This window comes from Hoylesella loescheii DSM 19665 = JCM 12249 = ATCC 15930 (genome assembly GCF_000378085.1).
Lineage (GTDB): Bacteria > Bacteroidota > Bacteroidia > Bacteroidales > Bacteroidaceae > Prevotella > Prevotella loescheii.
In genome coordinates this window covers 406,720-425,578 of the sequence record NZ_KB899210.1, presented here as the reverse complement: position 1 = coordinate 425,578, position 18,859 = coordinate 406,720, and the positions used below count along the sequence as shown (strand labels likewise).

The 18,859-nt window shown below is 44.3% G+C and carries 13 protein-coding genes; 6 read left to right on the top strand and 7 right to left on the bottom strand.

What is annotated here, in order from left to right:
* Positions 1–102: 102 nt before the first annotated feature.
* Positions 103–1,278, top strand: a complete 1,176-nt coding sequence (locus tag F453_RS0101670) for a glycosyltransferase (RefSeq protein ID WP_018966438.1) — start codon at positions 103–105, stop codon at positions 1,276–1,278.
* A 173-nt stretch (positions 1,279–1,451) separates the two neighbouring features.
* On the opposite strand, the gene F453_RS0101665 is transcribed toward F453_RS0101670, so the two are convergent.
* Positions 1,452–2,222, bottom strand: a complete 771-nt coding sequence (locus tag F453_RS0101665; protein ID WP_018966437.1) for a glycosyltransferase family 2 protein — start codon at positions 2,220–2,222, stop codon at positions 1,452–1,454.
* A 163-nt stretch (positions 2,223–2,385) separates the two neighbouring features.
* Complete coding sequence (locus tag F453_RS0101660) at positions 2,386–3,219, bottom strand: hypothetical protein (RefSeq protein ID WP_009235531.1); 834 nt, start codon at positions 3,217–3,219, stop codon at positions 2,386–2,388.
* A 336-nt stretch (positions 3,220–3,555) separates the two neighbouring features.
* On the opposite strand from F453_RS0101660, the gene ftsY reads away from it, so the two are divergent.
* The 4 genes from ftsY to F453_RS0101640 all read left to right on the top strand — a co-directional run bounded on the left by ftsY (position 3,556) and on the right by F453_RS0101640 (position 8,106).
* The gene (gene ftsY, locus F453_RS0101655) at positions 3,556–4,509 is read left to right on the top strand and encodes a signal recognition particle-docking protein FtsY (protein ID WP_018966436.1); all 954 of its coding nucleotides are present in this window, start codon (positions 3,556–3,558) and stop codon (positions 4,507–4,509) included.
* Between the two features lie 126 nt (positions 4,510–4,635).
* Complete coding sequence (gene rimO, locus F453_RS0101650; protein WP_018966435.1) at positions 4,636–5,931, top strand: 30S ribosomal protein S12 methylthiotransferase RimO; 1,296 nt, start codon at positions 4,636–4,638, stop codon at positions 5,929–5,931.
* Positions 5,928–6,218: an HU family DNA-binding protein gene (locus F453_RS0101645; protein ID WP_009235528.1), complete on the top strand. Its 291-nt coding sequence runs from the start codon at positions 5,928–5,930 to the stop codon at positions 6,216–6,218. The genes rimO and F453_RS0101645 overlap by 4 nt, the downstream gene beginning before the upstream one ends.
* A complete protein-coding gene (locus F453_RS0101640; protein ID WP_018966434.1) occupies positions 6,211–8,106 on the top strand; it encodes an HU family DNA-binding protein in 1,896 nt (631 codons plus the stop codon). The genes F453_RS0101645 and F453_RS0101640 overlap by 8 nt, the downstream gene beginning before the upstream one ends.
* 1,217 nt (positions 8,107–9,323) lie before the next feature.
* Here F453_RS0101640 and F453_RS0101635 read toward each other — a convergent pair.
* On the bottom strand, positions 9,324–11,624 hold the full coding sequence (locus F453_RS0101635; RefSeq protein ID WP_018966433.1) for an NADP-dependent malic enzyme: 2,301 nt from the start codon (positions 11,622–11,624) through the stop codon (positions 9,324–9,326).
* A gap of 210 nt (positions 11,625–11,834) precedes the next feature.
* On the opposite strand from F453_RS0101635, the gene F453_RS0101625 reads away from it, so the two are divergent.
* On the top strand, positions 11,835–12,479 hold the full coding sequence (locus tag F453_RS0101625; RefSeq protein ID WP_018966431.1) for a TetR/AcrR family transcriptional regulator: 645 nt from the start codon (positions 11,835–11,837) through the stop codon (positions 12,477–12,479).
* A gap of 50 nt (positions 12,480–12,529) precedes the next feature.
* On the opposite strand, the gene F453_RS0101620 is transcribed toward F453_RS0101625, so the two are convergent.
* From F453_RS0101620 to F453_RS0101605, 4 genes are all read right to left on the bottom strand, one after another.
* Positions 12,530–13,246: a hypothetical protein gene (locus F453_RS0101620; RefSeq protein WP_018966430.1), complete on the bottom strand. Its 717-nt coding sequence runs from the start codon at positions 13,244–13,246 to the stop codon at positions 12,530–12,532.
* Positions 13,243–14,301, bottom strand: coding sequence for a tRNA epoxyqueuosine(34) reductase QueG (gene queG, locus F453_RS0101615; protein ID WP_018966429.1), 1,059 nt, complete (start codon positions 14,299–14,301; stop codon positions 13,243–13,245). The genes F453_RS0101620 and queG overlap by 4 nt, the downstream gene beginning before the upstream one ends.
* Complete coding sequence (locus F453_RS0101610) at positions 14,279–14,890, bottom strand: polysaccharide deacetylase family protein (RefSeq protein WP_009235520.1); 612 nt, start codon at positions 14,888–14,890, stop codon at positions 14,279–14,281. The genes queG and F453_RS0101610 overlap by 23 nt, the downstream gene beginning before the upstream one ends.
* 127 nt (positions 14,891–15,017) lie before the next feature.
* Positions 15,018–18,356 (bottom strand): glycosyltransferase family 117 protein, encoded by a 3,339-nt coding sequence (locus F453_RS0101605; protein ID WP_018966428.1) that lies wholly within the window; start codon positions 18,354–18,356, stop codon positions 15,018–15,020.
* Positions 18,357–18,859 lie beyond the last annotated feature (503 nt).

Below are 18,859 nucleotides of genomic sequence, written 5' to 3'. Positions count from 1 at the left end.
GTATCTTTGCAACATGCAAATTCATAAAAGCTAACCATCCCTATTGTTTTAACTCAAAACATTAGGCACCTGACACCAACAATGAATAAGCTCAATTGAGATATGGAAAAGAAGAATTTGACGTTTCTCATTAATCGTTTCCTTGATGGAGGAATGGAAACAATCATGCTTGAGTATATTAATTACCTAAACAATACAGGTAATTACAACATTACACTGGCTATAGGATTATGCATGAAAGGACAGGAAATGTTTCATGATCGCATACCGAAGAATGTTAAGACCCTATACCTCGTAAGTAATCCGATCTTATTAAAATGGAAGAGAGACTCGCCATCGGGTTCTTATATTAAAAGAAGAACTATAAAATTGTTTGATGAGTTTATTTTAAATCCCGTCAGAAGAGTGCTTACGCAATATCGACTGGCTAAGTTGGCTAAAACCAATGATGTCATTATTGATTTCGATCATTCTTTTTCTGCGTTCCTACGAACCCTCCCTGTTACCAAAATCGTGTTCTTTCACGTTTCGCTAGCAGTGAATATAAAGAATGATAGGCGACACATGGAGCGTGTTAAGAGACGAATTCTGACATACGATCATATTGTTACCATATCGCAAGCTATGTATGAAGAGGCGGTAGAGTTTTTCTCTGACGCAAAAAACAGAATCACAATGATATATAATGCGATTGATGATGTTAAGGTGTCTCATTTATCGCAATCCGGAGTGGAAGACAATAGGATAAATAAGCCCTTTATTCTCACAGTTATGCGCTTAGAAGAAATCCAAAAAGATATTACCACGCTTATTCAGGCATATCGTATCCTGTGCGAGACATACCATCATTCGGAGGAATTATATGTAATCGGAAAGGGTGATTCACTAGAACAGCTTCAAGCAACAGCAAAAGAATGTGGTGTTAGTGACCAGGTTCACTTTCTTGGTTTTAAGTCTAATCCATATCCTTGGATAAGGAAATGTAAGATATTTGTGCAGAGTTCTAAGTATGAAGGACTTCCTACGACAATGATAGAGGCATTGTTTCTCGATAAAATCATTGTAGCAACCGATTGCCCCACTGGTCCTAGGGAGATCTTAGACGGTGGAAATGCAGGCTTGCTAACACCATTAAAAGACGCTAGTGCTTTGGCCAAGGCAATGCACGTTGCTCTAACAGACACCTCTTTGCAAGAACGCATACATGAGGAGATAAAGAAACACCGGTTTGTTTTCTCCTTTGAGAGTTCGGGGAAAAAACTGGAACAGCTTTTTTAAGGGATTTGCGGGCAGGAAAAGGTCGCATACAGCTTTATTACAAGGCTTTTATTGAATGAATCTCCATGTCTTTTAGAAAAACAAGAACCACATGGACAACTCTTTAAACTACCTATTACGAGACAACTTTATGCCTAAACTAAACTCATTAAACCTTTTTATTCCGTGCACCATTATTTGGTTTGTCTCCTAAACTCTATTATCTTTGCTACAATAGTGAACTGATAGATACCTTCCCATACGGCATGAACAAACCCGGCAACGCCATCCCTAAAACCTCCTTTGAGAATATATGAACGGAAAAAGCGGAAGAAAGGACGACCCAATAGTGCGCCAACGCCATAGTTACTGTCACGTCGTTTAACTATTTCGTTATCTGAGTAGACGTTATTTTTGCTGTTTAATGTAGCGATAGAATCATTTGCTAGATGCTCGAAAGCCAATTCTTTGCGACTTCTAGGTAAGCGTATGATCCTACCTTTAACTATCGGCGAGGCGTGGATGATGGCAGGCCACGTTGTCACCTCTTTCTTAAAGAAACGCAAGATATAGTCGGGATAACAGGCATGCATGAACTTCCCCATGAAATAATTCTTGCGTGGAATAGCCACTCCCTCTGCGCATGCAGGCTCAGAGATGTGGTTGTACAGATAAGTTCGTAGCTCTTCACTAACGATCTCGTCTGCATCAAGCACCAAAACCCATGGGAATGCAGCTTGTTCAATGGCGAACTGGCGTGCGGGCTCAACGATATTATAGTCTTTTTTTTCAAAAGTAACCACTCGGCAGCCCATGCTTTTCGCTATTGCCAAGGTGTTGTCTGTACTTTCCATGTCGCAAACCACAATCTCGTCAAAACCTTTTGCAGCATTTATCACTTGCAGCAAATGGCGCTCGGCGTTGTAAGTGTTTATAACAACAGATATCTTTTTAGTATCGTTCATAAGTGCAAATATAATGAATTATTGCTTACATACCACACAAAAGCTGACGTTTCTACTATATCTATGCAATGGTATTTATAACAACACATCCCCTTAAACGGCTTTTATATATGAATACCGCCTAAGGGGATGTGATCATTATTAGGTACGTACAATTATTTTATCAATAATTATCGTCATCCTCCCCAATGTTTTCAGCCTCCATACCCAGTTCGTCGTTGTCTTCTTCGAACGTTGTTCGGTAGCTTTCTTCGGTAAGGATGTCCTCATCAAACGAGTCGTCTTCATCGTCGTCGTCCTTATATTGTCCTTCGGTGATGTTGTCTTCTTCCTCATCGTTAACGTTTTCATCCTCGTCATCAAACTTATTTGAGCCCTTTCCGCCAACAAAATCGTCGTCGAATCGAGATGCTGACTTATCTACTTCAGGTTTTTCCTTAACGAAAATGGCTTCAACCCAGGTTCCTTTCTCTATTTCAAGAGCCTCAAATCCGTCCTCAGTCTTTTTGTCAAACATGCCGCCTTTCTTATGGAGGCGGTTCTTGGGCAGAACGGTTGTGCTCACTTCAAAGCCACTTTCAATGATGTCTTTCACGCTTTGAGAAAGCGAATCCCATCCTCCGCCAAAGTTGCGGTCGAGCACTTCGACAAGTTTAGCAGCAGAAATATGGCGTATATTCTCGTAAGTTAGGTCGGTAACCCTCATAATAGGGCGCTTCTTAATGGCCAATTTCACCTTCTGTCCTTCTTCAAGCCTAACCACTCCTACCTTAAATCCGCGTTCCTCATATTTCTTAATGATTTCAGGTCGGTCTATCTTTATCTCCTCGGCATCGAACGCGCTCTTCACAACATCCATATAATGGCGTGCGTTATCCTTAAGGTCAGCGTCTTTTTCTGCCGCTTCCCACATTCTGAACACGTCGTTTTCTTGAATGCCCCACACGTTGCTTTTGCTAAGTGTTTTAAGAGTCAAAGCTTTTTTTTCTTGTTTCATATATGATTAATTATCTTTGTCTTGTTGATAATAGACTTTTTCGGAATGACACCATACGGATCGAGTCATTACAATCACAATCCTTTGGTCGGTTTCCTACCTTTTGTGTGTTGTGTTGCTGCAAAATTATATACTTTCATGAAATCTACAAACTTTTGCGACAAAAATATTAATCACATACCCATTATAATTGTATCAGAAAGCATTTTATGTGTCCCGACGGTATCCAAACGCCACTTTGGGTTTGTACTCACCGATGTACAATAAGCCACTAAACGTCCACTTGTGTAGGTTATCTAAATAAAAATAAGTATCTTTGCAGCAAAAAGAAACGAAATGGGTATATTCGGGTTTTTCAACAAAAGCAAGAAAGAAACACTAGATAAGGGTCTGGAAAAAACCAAACAAAGCGTTTTCAGCAAGTTAACACGTGCAGTAGCCGGAAAGTCGAAGGTAGATGATGAGGTTCTCGATGATTTAGAGGAAATCCTAATCACCTCCGATGTGGGCGTAGACACGACGTTGAAAATCATCGAAAGAATAGAAGCAAGGGTGGCTCGCGACAAATATGTGTCGACAAGCGAGCTCAACAACATTCTCAAAGAAGAGATAACCGCCTTGCTATCCGAAAATAACACGCAAGACAACGATAACTGGGACCTCCCCCAAACAGGTAACCCATACGTGATACTGGTTGTTGGCGTGAACGGAGTTGGTAAAACCACCACCATTGGCAAACTTGCCCACCAGTTTAAACAAGCTGGTAAGAAAGTATATCTTGGTGCTGCCGATACTTTTAGGGCTGCTGCCGTAGAACAGATTTGCATTTGGGGCGAACGTGTTGGTGTGCCCGTGGTGAAACAGCAGATGGGTTCCGACCCCGCTTCGGTAGCTTTCGACACACTTAGTTCTGCCAAAGCTAACGGAGCCGACGTAGTTATTATCGACACAGCAGGCCGACTACACAATAAGGTGGGACTGATGAACGAGTTGAAGAAAATAAAGGAAGTGATGAAAAAGGTGCTGCCCGAAGCCCCCAACGAAGTGCTATTGGTACTTGATGGCTCAACGGGGCAAAACGCTTTCGAACAAGCCAAGCAGTTTTCAGCCGTTACCAACATCACGGCACTTGCTATCACCAAACTCGACGGCACAGCCAAAGGGGGCGTAGTGATTGGTATCAGCGACCAGCTAAAAGTCCCCGTGAAGTACATTGGACTAGGCGAGGGTATGGAAGATCTTCAACTCTTCAACCGCCAACATTTCGTGGATTCGCTTTTTTATGAATAATAATACGGGGGTTTCAAACCCATTCGCCTTGCCAAAGGGCTAGAGCGCATCAATGCTATGCACCTGTAATTCCCCACGTTGTTCGTGCGGTCGAGGCGATATCTCAACAAGTATTCAAACATAAGAATGAACAAAAATCAGGTAGACATCATCACAATGGGGTGTTCAAAGAACCTCGTTGATAGTGAATTGCTGATGAAGCAATTTGAAGCGAACGGCTACCACTGTGTGCATGATAGCAAGAACCCAAAGGGAGAAATCGTTGTTATCAACACATGTGGATTTATAGAAAGTGCGAAAGAAGAGAGTATAAACACCATTTTGGAGTTTGCGCAGGCCAAAGAAGAAGGACGTTTGAAGCAACTTTACGTGATGGGATGTCTCTCACAGCGCTACCAAAAGGAACTGGAACAAGAAATACCGCAGGTGGATAAGTTTTACGGAAAGTTTAATTACAAAAACCTGCTCAAGGATTTAGGCAAAGGAGTTATTGCCTCATGCAACGGAACGCGAAGCATCACCACTCCTCGCCACTATGCCTATCTTAAAATTAGCGAAGGCTGCGACCGCAGTTGTGCCTATTGTGCCATACCGCTTATCACGGGCAAGCACATAAGCCGCCCCAAAGAAGAAATCCTCGACGAGGTGCGCAGTTTGGTTTCGCAGGGCGTGAAAGAGTTCCAAATCATCGCACAAGAACTTACTTACTATGGTGTAGACATCAATGGGCAACGGCAGATTACCAACTTGATTAGTGAAATGGCCGATATTGAGGGCGTTGAGTGGATAAGACTACACTATGCATACCCCAATCAGTTCCCCATCAACCTGCTCGAAGTGATTAAAAGCAAACCAAATGTATGCAAATACATTGATATTGCTCTGCAACATATTTCAGACAACATGCTCACACGCATGCACCGACATGTCACTAAGGCACAAACAATAGAGCTTATCAAGCGTATTCGAGAAGAAATACCGGGTATTCACCTTCGAACAACATTGATGGTGGGCTTCCCCGGAGAAACAGACGACGACTTTAACGAGCTTCTCGATTTTGTAAAATGGGCACGTTTCGAACGTATGGGAGCTTTTATCTACTCTGAAGAAGAAGGTACTTATAGCGCAAAACACTACGAAGACAACGTACCTAACGAAGTAAAACAACGCCGATTGGACCAACTGATGGCCCTGCAACAAGAAATCAGCGCGGAGGTGGAAGCCCAAAAGGTGGGTAAAACACTGCGAGTGATTATCGATAGAAAAGAAGGCGACTATTATATAGGAAGAACCGAATGGGCATCACCTGAAGTTGACCCCGAAGTTCTTATCCCTGCAACGATGCGATTGCGCGTTGGAAAGCTCTACAATGTGCGCATCACCGACAGTGAAGAATTTGACTTATATGGTGAAATAGAATGAACAACAAAGAGTTTATAACCGAACTAGCACAACAAACGGGCTATACGCAAAGTGTAACCCAAAGCTTAGTGCGCAACATTATCGATGAAATGGCAGTACGTTTCGATGAAGGCGACACCATTTCGATACCAGGCTTCGGCACGTTCGAAGTGAAAAAACGGCTCGAACGCGTGGTGGTTAACCCCTCCACACAACAGCGCATGCTAGTTCCGCCTAAACTTGTGTTGAATTTTAGACCAACGGCTTCCATCAAGGAACGCCTCAAAAACGGAGGTGAAGATGAATAACAGGGCTGGCATTCGCGAGTTGGCAATGGCTCTTGTCAACAAAAAAAGGCTATCGTTAAAAGAAGCTGAGAACTTTGTGGCAACAATGTTCGACACCCTTAATGCTGGACTAAACGACGATAAGTTGGTTAAACTGAAAGGTCTTGGTACGTTTAAGGTGATGAGCGTTAGTGCACGGAAGAGTGTAGACGTTAATACGGGCGAACCGATTATCATCGATGGGCGTGACAAAATTTCGTTTACGCCCGACAGCACCATGAAAGATTTGGTGAATAAGCCTTTCGCCCAATTTGATACGGTTATTATCAACGATGGCGTTGATATCAAAGACTTGGAGCGGATGGACTGGTTGGAAGAGTCTTCTGACCTTGATCACACAGCCATAAACGATACTCTCGAAGAAGTGGAGTCTGTTTCCACTTCAGAACTGCCTCCATCTAAGGTTGAAGCTGTGGTAAACGAAGCTGCTGATCTTTTGGTGAATGATGTCGTGGAAACGCCCGATGAACCAGAAGTACCTCATGTAAAGACACCCGAAAAGAGCCATACGCTTACGCTCGAACAGCTTTCGGCACTTAACGACGATCAACAACCCACGAACATTCCTAGCCAACAACCAGAGGATGTAGACAACGAACTGGCGCTGACTGCCGAACAGTTGCGCCTGCTTAACGATGAAAATGAATCAGAGGAACTTTTCGCAGACAGCACCTCTAACACTGATGCCGAAATAACGGAGCATCTGGATGAAATGGATGCAGACACGTTGTCCGACCTCGTGGAAGAGAATGCGAAAGATGCCGACATACATAGTAACATTGCTGATAGTAATTCAGAATATGGGGATGAAACTCCCAAAGAGTGTGAAGCCGATGTAACCGAGACATTCTCTATGCCAAATGAGGAAGAAATGTCTTGTAATGCAGTTGATGAAGAACTGCAAGAAGAACAAACAGCTGATACAAACAACAACCTTGGCATTACTCATGTCGATACCGATTATACTGATGAATCGGAAGAAACCGTTGCTGCAGAGTTTACCAATGAGGACGAAAATCCTGCTGACGAACCATTGGAGGAGGAAAGCGAAAAGCCGTTGAACGAAATCGAAGACGACTACAACTCTGTTTCAGAAGCTGAAACCATGCCTCTACCCGCTACCGAAGACGATGAAGAAGACGAGGACGAAGACAACAACTCGTATGAAGATGAAGAAGACGAGTGGGAAGAAGAGGAACGTAGGAAGAAACGCAAAAAACTTATTGCTGCCTGTATTGTTGGCGCGCTTGTAATAGTTGCTGGTGTGGCATGGTACTTAATGGACCAGATGCAGCTGAAAAACAACCGCATTTCGCACCTCGAAACCTTGCTGAACACCTCAATTTCGTCTGTTGGTGGTAACTCTGCACATGGCCTTTCTTCTGCCGACTCAGCGCGCGAAGACTCTATAAACAAGCTTATCGATGCCCAAACAAAAGCCGATTTGGCTGCTAGCGAGGCAAGAATAGCACAGAGTCTTGCCGAGAAACAAGCGAAAGCTGACGATAAGAAGGCAGCAACGACCACCACCGACAGTAAAAAGTCGGCAGATAAGCCAACCGACAAACCTGCCCCGAAGCAAGAAAAAGGGAAGGATAGCAAAGCTACAGACCAGGACTTTAAGCAATACGAGAAAGACGCTCGCGTGCGAACTGGCGCTTATAGGATAGTGGGCATCGACTATGTTGTGACGGTGAATAAGGGACAAACCCTCTATTCGCTCAGCAAAAGCATGTTAGGCCCAGGCATGGAATGCTACATTGAGGCGGTTAACGGCAACGTAAAAGAGCTGAAGGCCGGACAAAAGATAAAGATTCCAAAGCTCGAATTGAAGAAACGTAAGCAGTAGCACTCATCGTTGCTCACTGAATTTACATAAATCATAATCTCTTTCTAGGTCAAGCCCTTTCGTAAGTAGTGTTTTTACTACTGTGAAAGGGCTTGATTCTTCTGTGATTTTTCTTACACAAGTGACATGTATTCTTGTGCTCTGTTCGGCCTTCAGAATCGCCAATATGCTGTAGAATAAATATAATGCTTAATGAAATCTGCTAGCATTTTATCAAACAAGACACCCTAAGAGTTCTCCTCTTGAGAAGTCATAAATAAGAGCTAAAGACCAACTTTTGTGCGAGTTTAGGATAAAACACAATCATGATGACAGCTGCCGCGTAGCACTAGTTGGCGAGTTAACCATTTCTTTACCTGCTTAGCCTTATTCAAGAGGCATGGTACCTTATCCCAAACGCGCCAATTAACCCTTCCGTGGTTCGCACTTTCATCGTTCTGAAATTGCGTTTTCTAAGCCCTGATGATGCATTATTACATTAACAGCCGTGTTAAAGATGTTTTGGACGGCTGTTCCATGTTATCTGGACTCCTGTTCCAGTTGAATTGGACTCCTGTTCCAACTTATCTGGAACAGGAGTCCAACTTAGCTGTACCAAAGCGGGAGTTCATAAAGTTCACTCCAAACGCTTATAGGGTGGGGAATGAAAGATTACGTTTTGGGGTTGGAAGGATGAGCCGGTGGCGGTGATAGGTTGAGGAAAAAACTGCCTAGATGGTGCCAAACCAGTATCAAACGTTACGAGGATTCGGGATGAGAGGAACTCTTTATGTTAACTACCGCGCAACACTAGCTGGAGAAATAGTTTATTATACCAACATTGAAATTGATAACGCAGCTTTTAAATGCAATTTCGGCGTTTTTTAAAGCCTTTCTAACGAGATCGCATTTTATTGTTACAAAAAAGACATTACATAGGGTAAGTCCAATAATCTTTTTGGTTATGCACTGGGCTTTCTTGTAGAATAGCGTATCTCCACAAAACAATAAATGGCCAACCCGCCTAAAAACACCTCGTAAAGGTAATCTAGGCGGGTTGATTAGTTGTTCGCATGATGCTGCCATATCATGCGGTTGGCACTATCCGAAAATGTGAAATAGCATATAAGCGGATAAAAGCCATCTTTCATTAAAGCGTTAATGATTATTGTGTTACATCGGTTTAATCGCTTACTCATCAACTGAAGAAACCGCTAACTTTGGTCTTAAACGCTTCGTTATTGCTTTGTTTTGCCGGCCCGTTTCATCTTGTCTACGCAAGCATCAACCACTGCAACGGCAGTAACATTAACAATATCCCTAACCGAAGCTTCGAAGTCGGTGAAGTGGATGGGACGATTCAGTCCCATTTGTATAGGTCCTACAATCTCGGTTTTGGGGTTTAGGGCTTGCAGAAACTTATAGCTGGCATTGGCGCTGCTAAGGTTGGGGAAGATAAGCGTATTGACATCTTTGTCTTTCAACTTAGAGAAAGGATATTTTTCGTCTCTCATTTCCCTATTCAAGGCAAAGTTCACTTGCATCTCACCGTCAACAATTAGATCGGGATAGTTTGTGTGAAGTTCCTCAACAGCCTCGTGAACTTTCAGCGGACTACCTATCTCATCTGTGCCAAAGTTAGAATAACTGATCATGGCCATGACGGGTTTCTCGTTGAAAAACTCAACTGTATTAGCACTCAATCGGGCTATATCAACAAGGAAATTGTTGTCGGGATGGCGGTTGATAAGTGTGTCGGCGATATAATACGTACCTTTTTGCGAGTTCACGATGTGCATTGTACCAAACGTATGGAAACCTTCGCGAACACCAACAACCTCTGTGGCCACCTTGATGGTGTTTGAATACTTGGTGTAAAGCCCCGTAATGAATGCATCGGCATCACCTCGTTCAACCATCATCATGCCAAAATAGTTGCGTTCGTACATCTTGTCGTACGCCTCTTGGAAGGTGTAGCCCTTGCGCGCCAGCTTTTCGGCAAGATGTTTAGCATAAGTTGCCCGACGGCCTTGTTCCTTATCTGCACGCATATCGATAATTTCGATGCCACTAAGATCGAGTTTCAAGCGTTGGGATTGTCTGTTAATGCGGTCGGGATTGCCCAATAGGATAGGGAAGCAGATACCTTCGGCCTTGGCTTGTACGGCTGCCTTCATCATAGAAGGATGCCCGCCCTCGGCGTAAACCACACGTTGGGGTTGCAATCGGGCAGTATCGTGCAACTTCCTTGTAAATACCGTCTCTTGGCCAAGCAGTTGCATCAGGCTGTTTTTATACGCATCCCAGTTGGTTATGTCTTTTCTAGCCACGCCACTTTCTATCGCAGCCTTAGCCACAGCAGCCGAAACCTCGGTGATAAGACGTGGGTCTACGGGCTTGGGGATGAAATAGAGCGATCCGAAAGTAAGGTCGTTTACACGATAGATGTCGTTAACCACATCGGGAACAGGTTGCTTGGCTAAGTCGGCAATGGCGTGCACAGCAGCCATTTTCATCTCTTCGTTGATGGCAGTAGCATGTACGTCGAGTGCGCCACGGAAGATGTAGGGAAAGCCAATAACGTTGTTTATTTGGTTGGGATAGTCGGAACGTCCCGTGGAAATAAGTACGTCGGGGCGTGAAGCCATGGCATCTTCGTACGATATCTCAGGAACGGGATTGGCTAAAGCAAAAACAATGGGTCTATCTGCCATCGAACGCACCATGTCTTTGGTGAGAATGTTTCCCTTAGACAAACCAACGAACACGTCGGCTCCCTTGATGGCTTCTTCCAAAGTGTGTATGTCGCGGCGCTCGGTGGCGAAAAATGCCTTTTGGTCGTTAAGGTTCTCTCTGTCGGTAGTGATAACTCCCTTCGAATCTAGCATCACCACGTTTTCTCGTTTTACACCTAAAGCGATATAAAGCTTGGTGCAACTAATGGCTGCAGCACCTGCACCATTAACCACAATACGTACGTTCTTGATATCTTTACCCGCTACTTCGAGTGCATTTTTAAGTCCTGCAGCAGAGATAATAGCCGTTCCGTGTTGGTCGTCGTGCATCACGGGGATGTCTAGCGTCCGTTTAAGGCGCTCTTCAATGTAGAAACATTCGGGCGCCTTGATATCTTCGAGGTTGATGCCACCAAAGGTTGGGGCGATTCGCTCAACGGTTTCGCAGAACTTTTCGGGATCTTTCTCAGCCAATTCTATGTCGAATACGTCGATACCACCATATATTTTAAAGAGTAAGCCCTTTCCTTCCATCACAGGCTTACCACTCATCGCGCCAATGTCGCCTAGTCCTAACACAGCCGTTCCGTTGCTGATAACGGCCACAAGGTTTCCCTTATCGGTGTATTTGTACACATCGTCTGGGTTACTTTGTATTTCGAGACAAGGGTAGGCAACGCCAGGCGAATAAGCCAAACTAAGGTCTGTTTGGGAGTGATATGGCTTGGTGGGTCGCACTTCAATTTTACCTGGGCGTCCACTTTGATGATAGCTTAAAGCAGCTTCTTTGGTTACTTTTACCATTTTTGCATGATTATTTTATATGATAAAGATATTTTGGGGAAAAGCATTAAGTTTTTTCCGCATCTGTTACCATTCTGTATGATTATAATGAGCGTTGAATTTAATTGCTTAACGTTATACGCTGAAAACTACGCAAAGGTAGTAAAAAAGGCTTAAACAAAAATTTGTTTTTCATATTTTTTGTACCTTTGTGTGGTAATAAGGGTATTTATGGAGCAACAAGATTTACAATCCAACTATCGAAGAGACTTAAAAGAGCGTATTTTAACTGTTGCCATGCAAGCTTTTAAACTGCGTGGCATACGCAATGTGCGTATGGACGACATCGCAACTACGCTCGGCATATCCAAACGAACGATATATGAAATCTATTCGAATAAGGAAGAGTTGTTGCTCGACGGCATTATGCGCGAAGACAAGGCAAGGAAACGCGATTCCCAACTGTATGCACAGGATAAGAACCATACGGTAATGGACATTATTTTTCATGTCTATAACCGCGAAATGGCCGATATGGCAAACATAAACCCTTTGTTTTTCAGCGAATTAAGCAAGTATGCGCGGGTGATGAAATATCTTACCAATAAAACAGAAAAAGACCATAAAGAGGCAATGGACTTTGTGAAGCGGGGGATAGAAGAAGGCTATTTCGTGTCGTTCCTCGACTATAACGTGGTGCTGAACTTCATTTCGTTTTCATCGAAGCTCACTATGGGCGAACAAACGTTTCAAAAATACGATGTCAACCATTTGTTCACCAATATGGCCGTGCTGTTCCTCCGTGGCTTTTGCACTCCAAAGGGCATAGAGTTTATCGACACCAAGTTAATCAAAGATGGATATAGTTGCAAGTAAATTTATGGTTTGTAAGCGCATATCGACATAAATGACCGTTATTCTCACCTTTAATTTTCACCCTTAATAAGTCTTTCCATCTCAAGCTGTAATTCTTCTTGCACCACATTATAACGCTCTTTGGTATGCACCACGGCTAAAAGCAACTCGTGAATATCGGCAGCATTGTCTACCTGATCAGCAATAGTGGGCTTTCCATTAACAAGAAGATCTACATTGTCTAGCAACATTCGGATAACCGTTGTTTGCTTAAATTGCTGCAATGCCGGCTTTGTTTGTAGCCCAGATCGGTAAGCACGCAGAACGGTTCGTACTAAAAGTCTGATGTTTTGTTCTTCGTTGGTCTTTGTATAGGTTACTGATGAGGTTTCGTTGGACAAGACACAATGCTGTGTTTTCAGCGTAGTCCCTTTCAATAAGGCCTCGAAATTAGCCTTATAATCATCCACCATGGCCTCGTAAGTGCCATTTTCTCTGCACACCACCTTAAAATATGCCGTTACATCTACATCGTCTTGTTGCCTTTTTGCATCAAGTTCGCGTTGCAATTGCTCCAAACTCTCGTGATGAATAACGCCTAGAATGGGTAACAACACCATAGCATAATGCTCCGAAATCTTGTCGTAAACGTTCAGAAGAGCCTTTATCAGCGTCTGACGTTCATCTTGTTCCAAGTTATTAGCATCAATAACGCCATTCGTAAAACCATCGAAAAACGCGCGAATCAACGTCTTTTGCGTATATTTTAAGTCTTGCTTATCTCTCATTGTTTCTTTTCCTTATTGTTTGTTGTGGCATTATTGCCGTCGTTTGTTTGCTGTCTATGTCGTAGTTGGAACTCTTCTACCGCCTTAATATTACGCATTAGCCCCGCATATTTGGCTCTTTTCACTGCACTTCCTTTGAAAAGGCGCTTATAATCGTCTTCGGTTAGGCTGTGCCATTGCTCTCGTGTCATGCTCATTAGTTCGGGTTTGGGGGCTAGCTCCTCAATATTGGTGGCAATGGGATGAGCATTCCATGGACAAATGGTTTGGCATTTGTCGCATCCGTAAATGGTATCGCCCATGGCTTGAGCAACTTCGGGCTTCAAATCTCCCCGATATTCGATAGTTTGATACGACAGGCAACGTTTCGCATCAAACAAAAACGTCTTCTTGCCAACAGTGTCTTGCCATGAGCCAAGTGCTTTTGTAGGACAGACGTCAATACATTTGTGGCAGTTTCCACAGCGGTTGGGCATCTCGGCGTCATAGTCTAGCTCGATGTCCAGAAACAGTTCGCCCAACACAAACATACTTCCAGCCTTGGGAATGATAAGCTGATGGTTCCGCCCAGTCCATCCCAAGCCCGCCTTTACAGCCCAATAGCGTTCCAATATGGGTGCACTATCGCAGAAAACTCTATACTTTGGGGCTGCGTAGTCAGGAGAAGGGGAGGGCACAACATTTTCTTCGGTATATGGTTCGAACCCAAAATGCGTTGCAAGCTGTCGCAATTTGCCCTTCACTATCTCGTGATAGTCTTGCCCGTAAGCGTAGCTGGCCAACTGATATTGACCTTTCGGCATGCGTTTGGCAGGTGCATAGCTCATGGCAACACACACAATAGACTTCAAACCAGGCATGAGCAATTGCGGATTTAGGCGTTTATCTGTATAATTGTTCATATACGACATCTCGGCAAAGCATCCTTTGTCGAGCCATCGCGTCACTTCGGCAGCCGTTGTTGGCTCTACGGGCGCGGCTTTCGCTATGCCACAGGCAAAAAAACCGAGGCGTTTGGCCTCGGCTTTGATGTCATTCGAAAGTCTTAAACTCATATCCTTGATCCTTTAACCATTGTAATGCCTGAGGTAAGGCAAAGTGAAGCTTAGCGATACTTTTGAGCGAGTCGTGGAAAGTGATGATAGAGCCATTGCGTGCATAACGCTTTACGTTGTTAAGAACGTCTTCTGCCGTCATCCACTTCGAATAATCACGCGTAACGAGGTCCCACATCACCACCTTGTATGTACGACTTAGCCATGCGTATTGACTAAGGCGCATCCATCCATGAGGTGGTCTGAAGAGGTTAGAGTGTATCAGCGCATCGGCCCGCTTTGCATTTTCGGTGTACGTTTTGATGCTATGCTTAGCCCCACCCATGTGGTTATAGGTATGATTTCCTACCCTATGCCCTTCGTCTACGATGCGTTGGTACAGCTCGGGATAGCGTTCTACATTCTCGCCCACCATAAAGAAAGTGGCGCGAGCCCCAAACTTGGCTAACGTTTCGAGAATAAACGGTGTAGATTCGGGTATTGGTCCATCGTCGAAAGTGAGGTAAACAGAACGGTCGTGCCTATCCATACGCCACAAAGCGTGCGGGTAAAGCCACCGTAACCATATTGCGGGTTGTTCGATTATCATCTTTCAAACAGCGCGTTTCGAACGAACAGCAGGTGCAAGAACCGGGATTTGCCATGGCCAAGAGTATCTTTTGGGTCGCATAATGCCTCGTTCTTGTACCTGTTAAGTGCGTTCTCGTGTTCAATTCTTATTCTTCGTCTAAGGGCATAGCCCCACCTTTTTCCTGATACTGCTTAAACAGCATGTTAAGCTTATTCTCTTGTTGAGCAGCGGCTTGCTTGTCGGCCATGCCCATAACAGCAGCTGTCTGCCTAAGAATATATATCTGTAGCATGCAATCGTTCATGGAATTGGCAAAGCGCGACCCATCTAGCGACAAGTACCAGTTAAGGTATTGCTGGCCTTGTGTCCATACAGCATTCGCCACTTCCTTAGCCTTCGCCGTCCGTCCCAATAGCGCGTATGCACGAGCAATATCCAATCCACCATTCATATAGCTATAGGGGATGTTATAAGGAGGCAACTCTTTCTCGGCCTTTTGCAACACATTACTTGCCTTTTGCTTATCACCTTCAGAAATAAGGTGCAGTGCCAGCTGGGCCATAATTCGGCGATGAGTGTAGCACATGCGCATAAGCGTTTCGTCGATATAGATACCCTTGCGCGACAAACCACCGTATTTGTAACGGTTCATCACGTTGTTGTAGGTCTTTTGGGTATCAAAGTTCTTCGCACCAGGTTTGTTCGTGGTGAAAGGAGTAATGCGGTTGGCCAATCCTTCTTGTACGAAGTTGTCGCCAAGGTTCATGTAATTCTCTTGGCCAACAGTCGAAGCGACATATATTGGACGAACCCAGTTGCTCTGTGCTATCATCTCTAGCATCATCAGGTCGCCCTTATACAAAGCGTTTTTGCCTTTCAGAGAAATCACCATACGGTCGGGTATGCTGTCGCTAGCCATCATCATGCCGCTCTTTCTTACTGCCGCCTTGTCAATCGTTACGTAAACGGTGTCGGTGGGTATGAAGTGAGCATCCTTATCCTTAGAGCGAACCCAGTTTTTAAGGATGTTCTTCAATTCGAATGGTTCTTCCCCATACTTCGCTTTGGCTTCGTTGGGATAGTTCTTGTAGAAGTCGAGCAATTGTTGTTTGGCTTGTGGCACCACTTCAACATACTCGTTGGTTCCCGAGCAGAACTCTATTCGTGGCCATGTGATGGGCACCGAGGGTGATTTATAGGCTGGGCGCTTCATCTGATCGATGTACCAGTCGGTTTGCAAGTAGCTAAGGTTGCACACACGAGCATCTGTACGCACACCTTCCACTTCTTGGTTGTACCACAATGGGAACGTGTCGTTATCGCCATTAGTGAATATAATGGGATTACCTTCATCTTGAAGGGTCATCAAATAGTTCTGTCCGAAGTCGCGACAAGTGTCCCTATGACTGCGGTCATGGTCGTCCCAGTTCTGCGAAGCCATTTGTATCGGTATGAAAAGGCATAGTGCTGCAACAACCGCCGACACGATGGTACCTTCTACCTTGATGCGTTTCTTTAGCAAGTCGATGATGGCAGCAACGCCCAAACCACACCAAATGGCAAATGCATAGAATGATGCCGCGTATGCATAGTCACGTTCGCGCACTTGAGATGGCGTCTGATTAAGGTAGATAACGATGGCTAATCCCGTCATGAAGAAGAGGAAGAACACCACCCAGAACTGCCTTATGCCGCGTTGTCCACGGAATGCTTGCCAGAAGAGACCAATAAGACCCAACAGCAAAGGCAAGCAATAGTAAACGTTGTGGCCTTTGTTGTTTTTCAATTCATCGGGCAATTTGCTTTGGTCACCAAGTCGGGCATTATCCAAGAAGCCAATACCAGATATCCAGTTACCATGCTCCAACTCGCCATTTCCTTGCAAATCGTTTTGCCTTCCAGCAAAGTTCCACATGAAATAACGCCAATACATGAAGTTGCATTGATACGAAAGGAAGAACCGAATGTTGTCCATTTGACTGGGTATCTTTACCATCACGGTCTCACCACACCTATCATATGGCACCTCCGAACCATCAATGCCACCCAACCAATCGTTATACGACTGAGCATGTAAGGGACTCCACATACGTGGGAACAACATGTTTTGGGCGTATACGTACTTATTTTTAGTGCTGACAACAAAGTACGAGTCCTTTTCGTCTTTGTTAGCCTTCTCCTTGCGCTGATAAATGGGTGCACCATCTTTCATGCGTGGTCTGCACATATTGCCCTCCCTGTCGAGTTGCATTTGCGAAGTGAAAGCTTGTCCGTAAAGTAATGGCCTGTCACCATACTGGTCACGACTGAGGTAACTGCCCAAAGTGAAGATGTCTTCGGGTGAGTTTTGGTCCATTGGCGGGTTAGCCAGCGAACGAATAACGATAACGGCGTAGCTTGAATAACCAATCATGAGCATCAGCAAACAAAGCAACACCGTGTTTTTAATGCGTGACGTGATAAGTGGCACAAGCTTTTTAGCTTCGTTTTTGCGCTTATAGCTCAACACATAATACAAAACGCCAAGTACAACTACACCAATAAAGAAGGCCGACCAGCCGTAACCGTAGAACGGAACGCCTAGCAAACCGAATGCAACGATGAAGGAAATGTTTTCCCTTCTCTCGCTTTTCTGCGAGTAGCTTTCGTAGATGGCCCATACAACGGCACCTACCAAAAGCACGATATACACCACTTCGCCCGTGTTGAACGGCATTCCTAGCGTGTTGACGAAGAATAATTCGAACCATCCACCAACGGTAATGATGCCTGGAACAACGCCATAGAGCACGGCTGCAACCACAACGAACGAGATGAGAAGCGCAATAAGCGAGCCTTTTACCTCGATGTTGGGGAACTTGCGGTAAACAAATACCAGCACAATGGCGGGTATACAGAGCAAGTTAAGCAAGTGAACGCCGATGCTAAGGCCTGTCATGTACATGATAAGCACAAGCCATCTGTCGCTGTGAGGCTCGTCGGCATGGTCTTCCCACTTCAAAATGAGCCAGAATACAATGGCCGTGAATGCCGAAGAGTAGGCATAAACCTCGCCTTCAACGGCACTAAACCAAAACGTGTCGCTGAAAGTGTAGATCAATGCACCAACCAATCCAGAACCTTCTATGGCGATAAGCTTGCTCAAAGTCATGCTATCCCAATCCTTAACGATAAGTTTTCGTGTGAGGTGGGTGATCGTCCAGAACAAGAATAGAATGGTTGTGGCGCTCAACAATGCGCTCATGATGTTCACCATCTTAGCCACCTGCGTAACATCGCTAGCAAATTGCGAGAACAAATTGGCTGTGAGCATGAAGAAAGGCGCACCTGGTGGGTGTCCGATTTCTAGTTTGTAGCCTGTGGTTATAAACTCAGGACAGTCCCAGAAGCTTGCAGTGGGCTCGATTGTAGAACAATATACGAAGGCAGCAATAAAAAATGCGAGCCACCCTAGCACGTTGTCCACTAACTTGTACTGTTTCATGAAATGGTATAATAAAAGTTTCTATTTCGAAATATGGGTGCAAAGATAACGCAAATCGCGATAAATACAAAATAATTGGCCTATGTTTCACATCATTGTTTGCAAATATCTGCGCATTGGTTAAGTTGGTAACAAAAGTGGAAAGCTAGACAAACTATTGGTCTTGATAGTTCAATCGCGCGCGTGTATATTTAATAAGGAGTAGACAAGTTCAATCATAACCATCTGCCGTTCTTATGTTTTTGTTTTCCGATTAACGACAACGTACGAGCCATTTAAAAAGCGTTAGAACAGAGTTAAATGACATATAGCCATGTTACCACTAACTTGTACGGTTGTTCCAGTTGACATGTAACAAAGTTCCATGTCAACTGGAACAAGATTCCATCTGACATGGAATGGGCTTCCACCATATAGATAACACGGCAGGAGTTGTGAAAACTATCTTCTAAACGTTATTGATAGGGGTGCGATTGACCATAAAGCAATAGGCATGACGTATT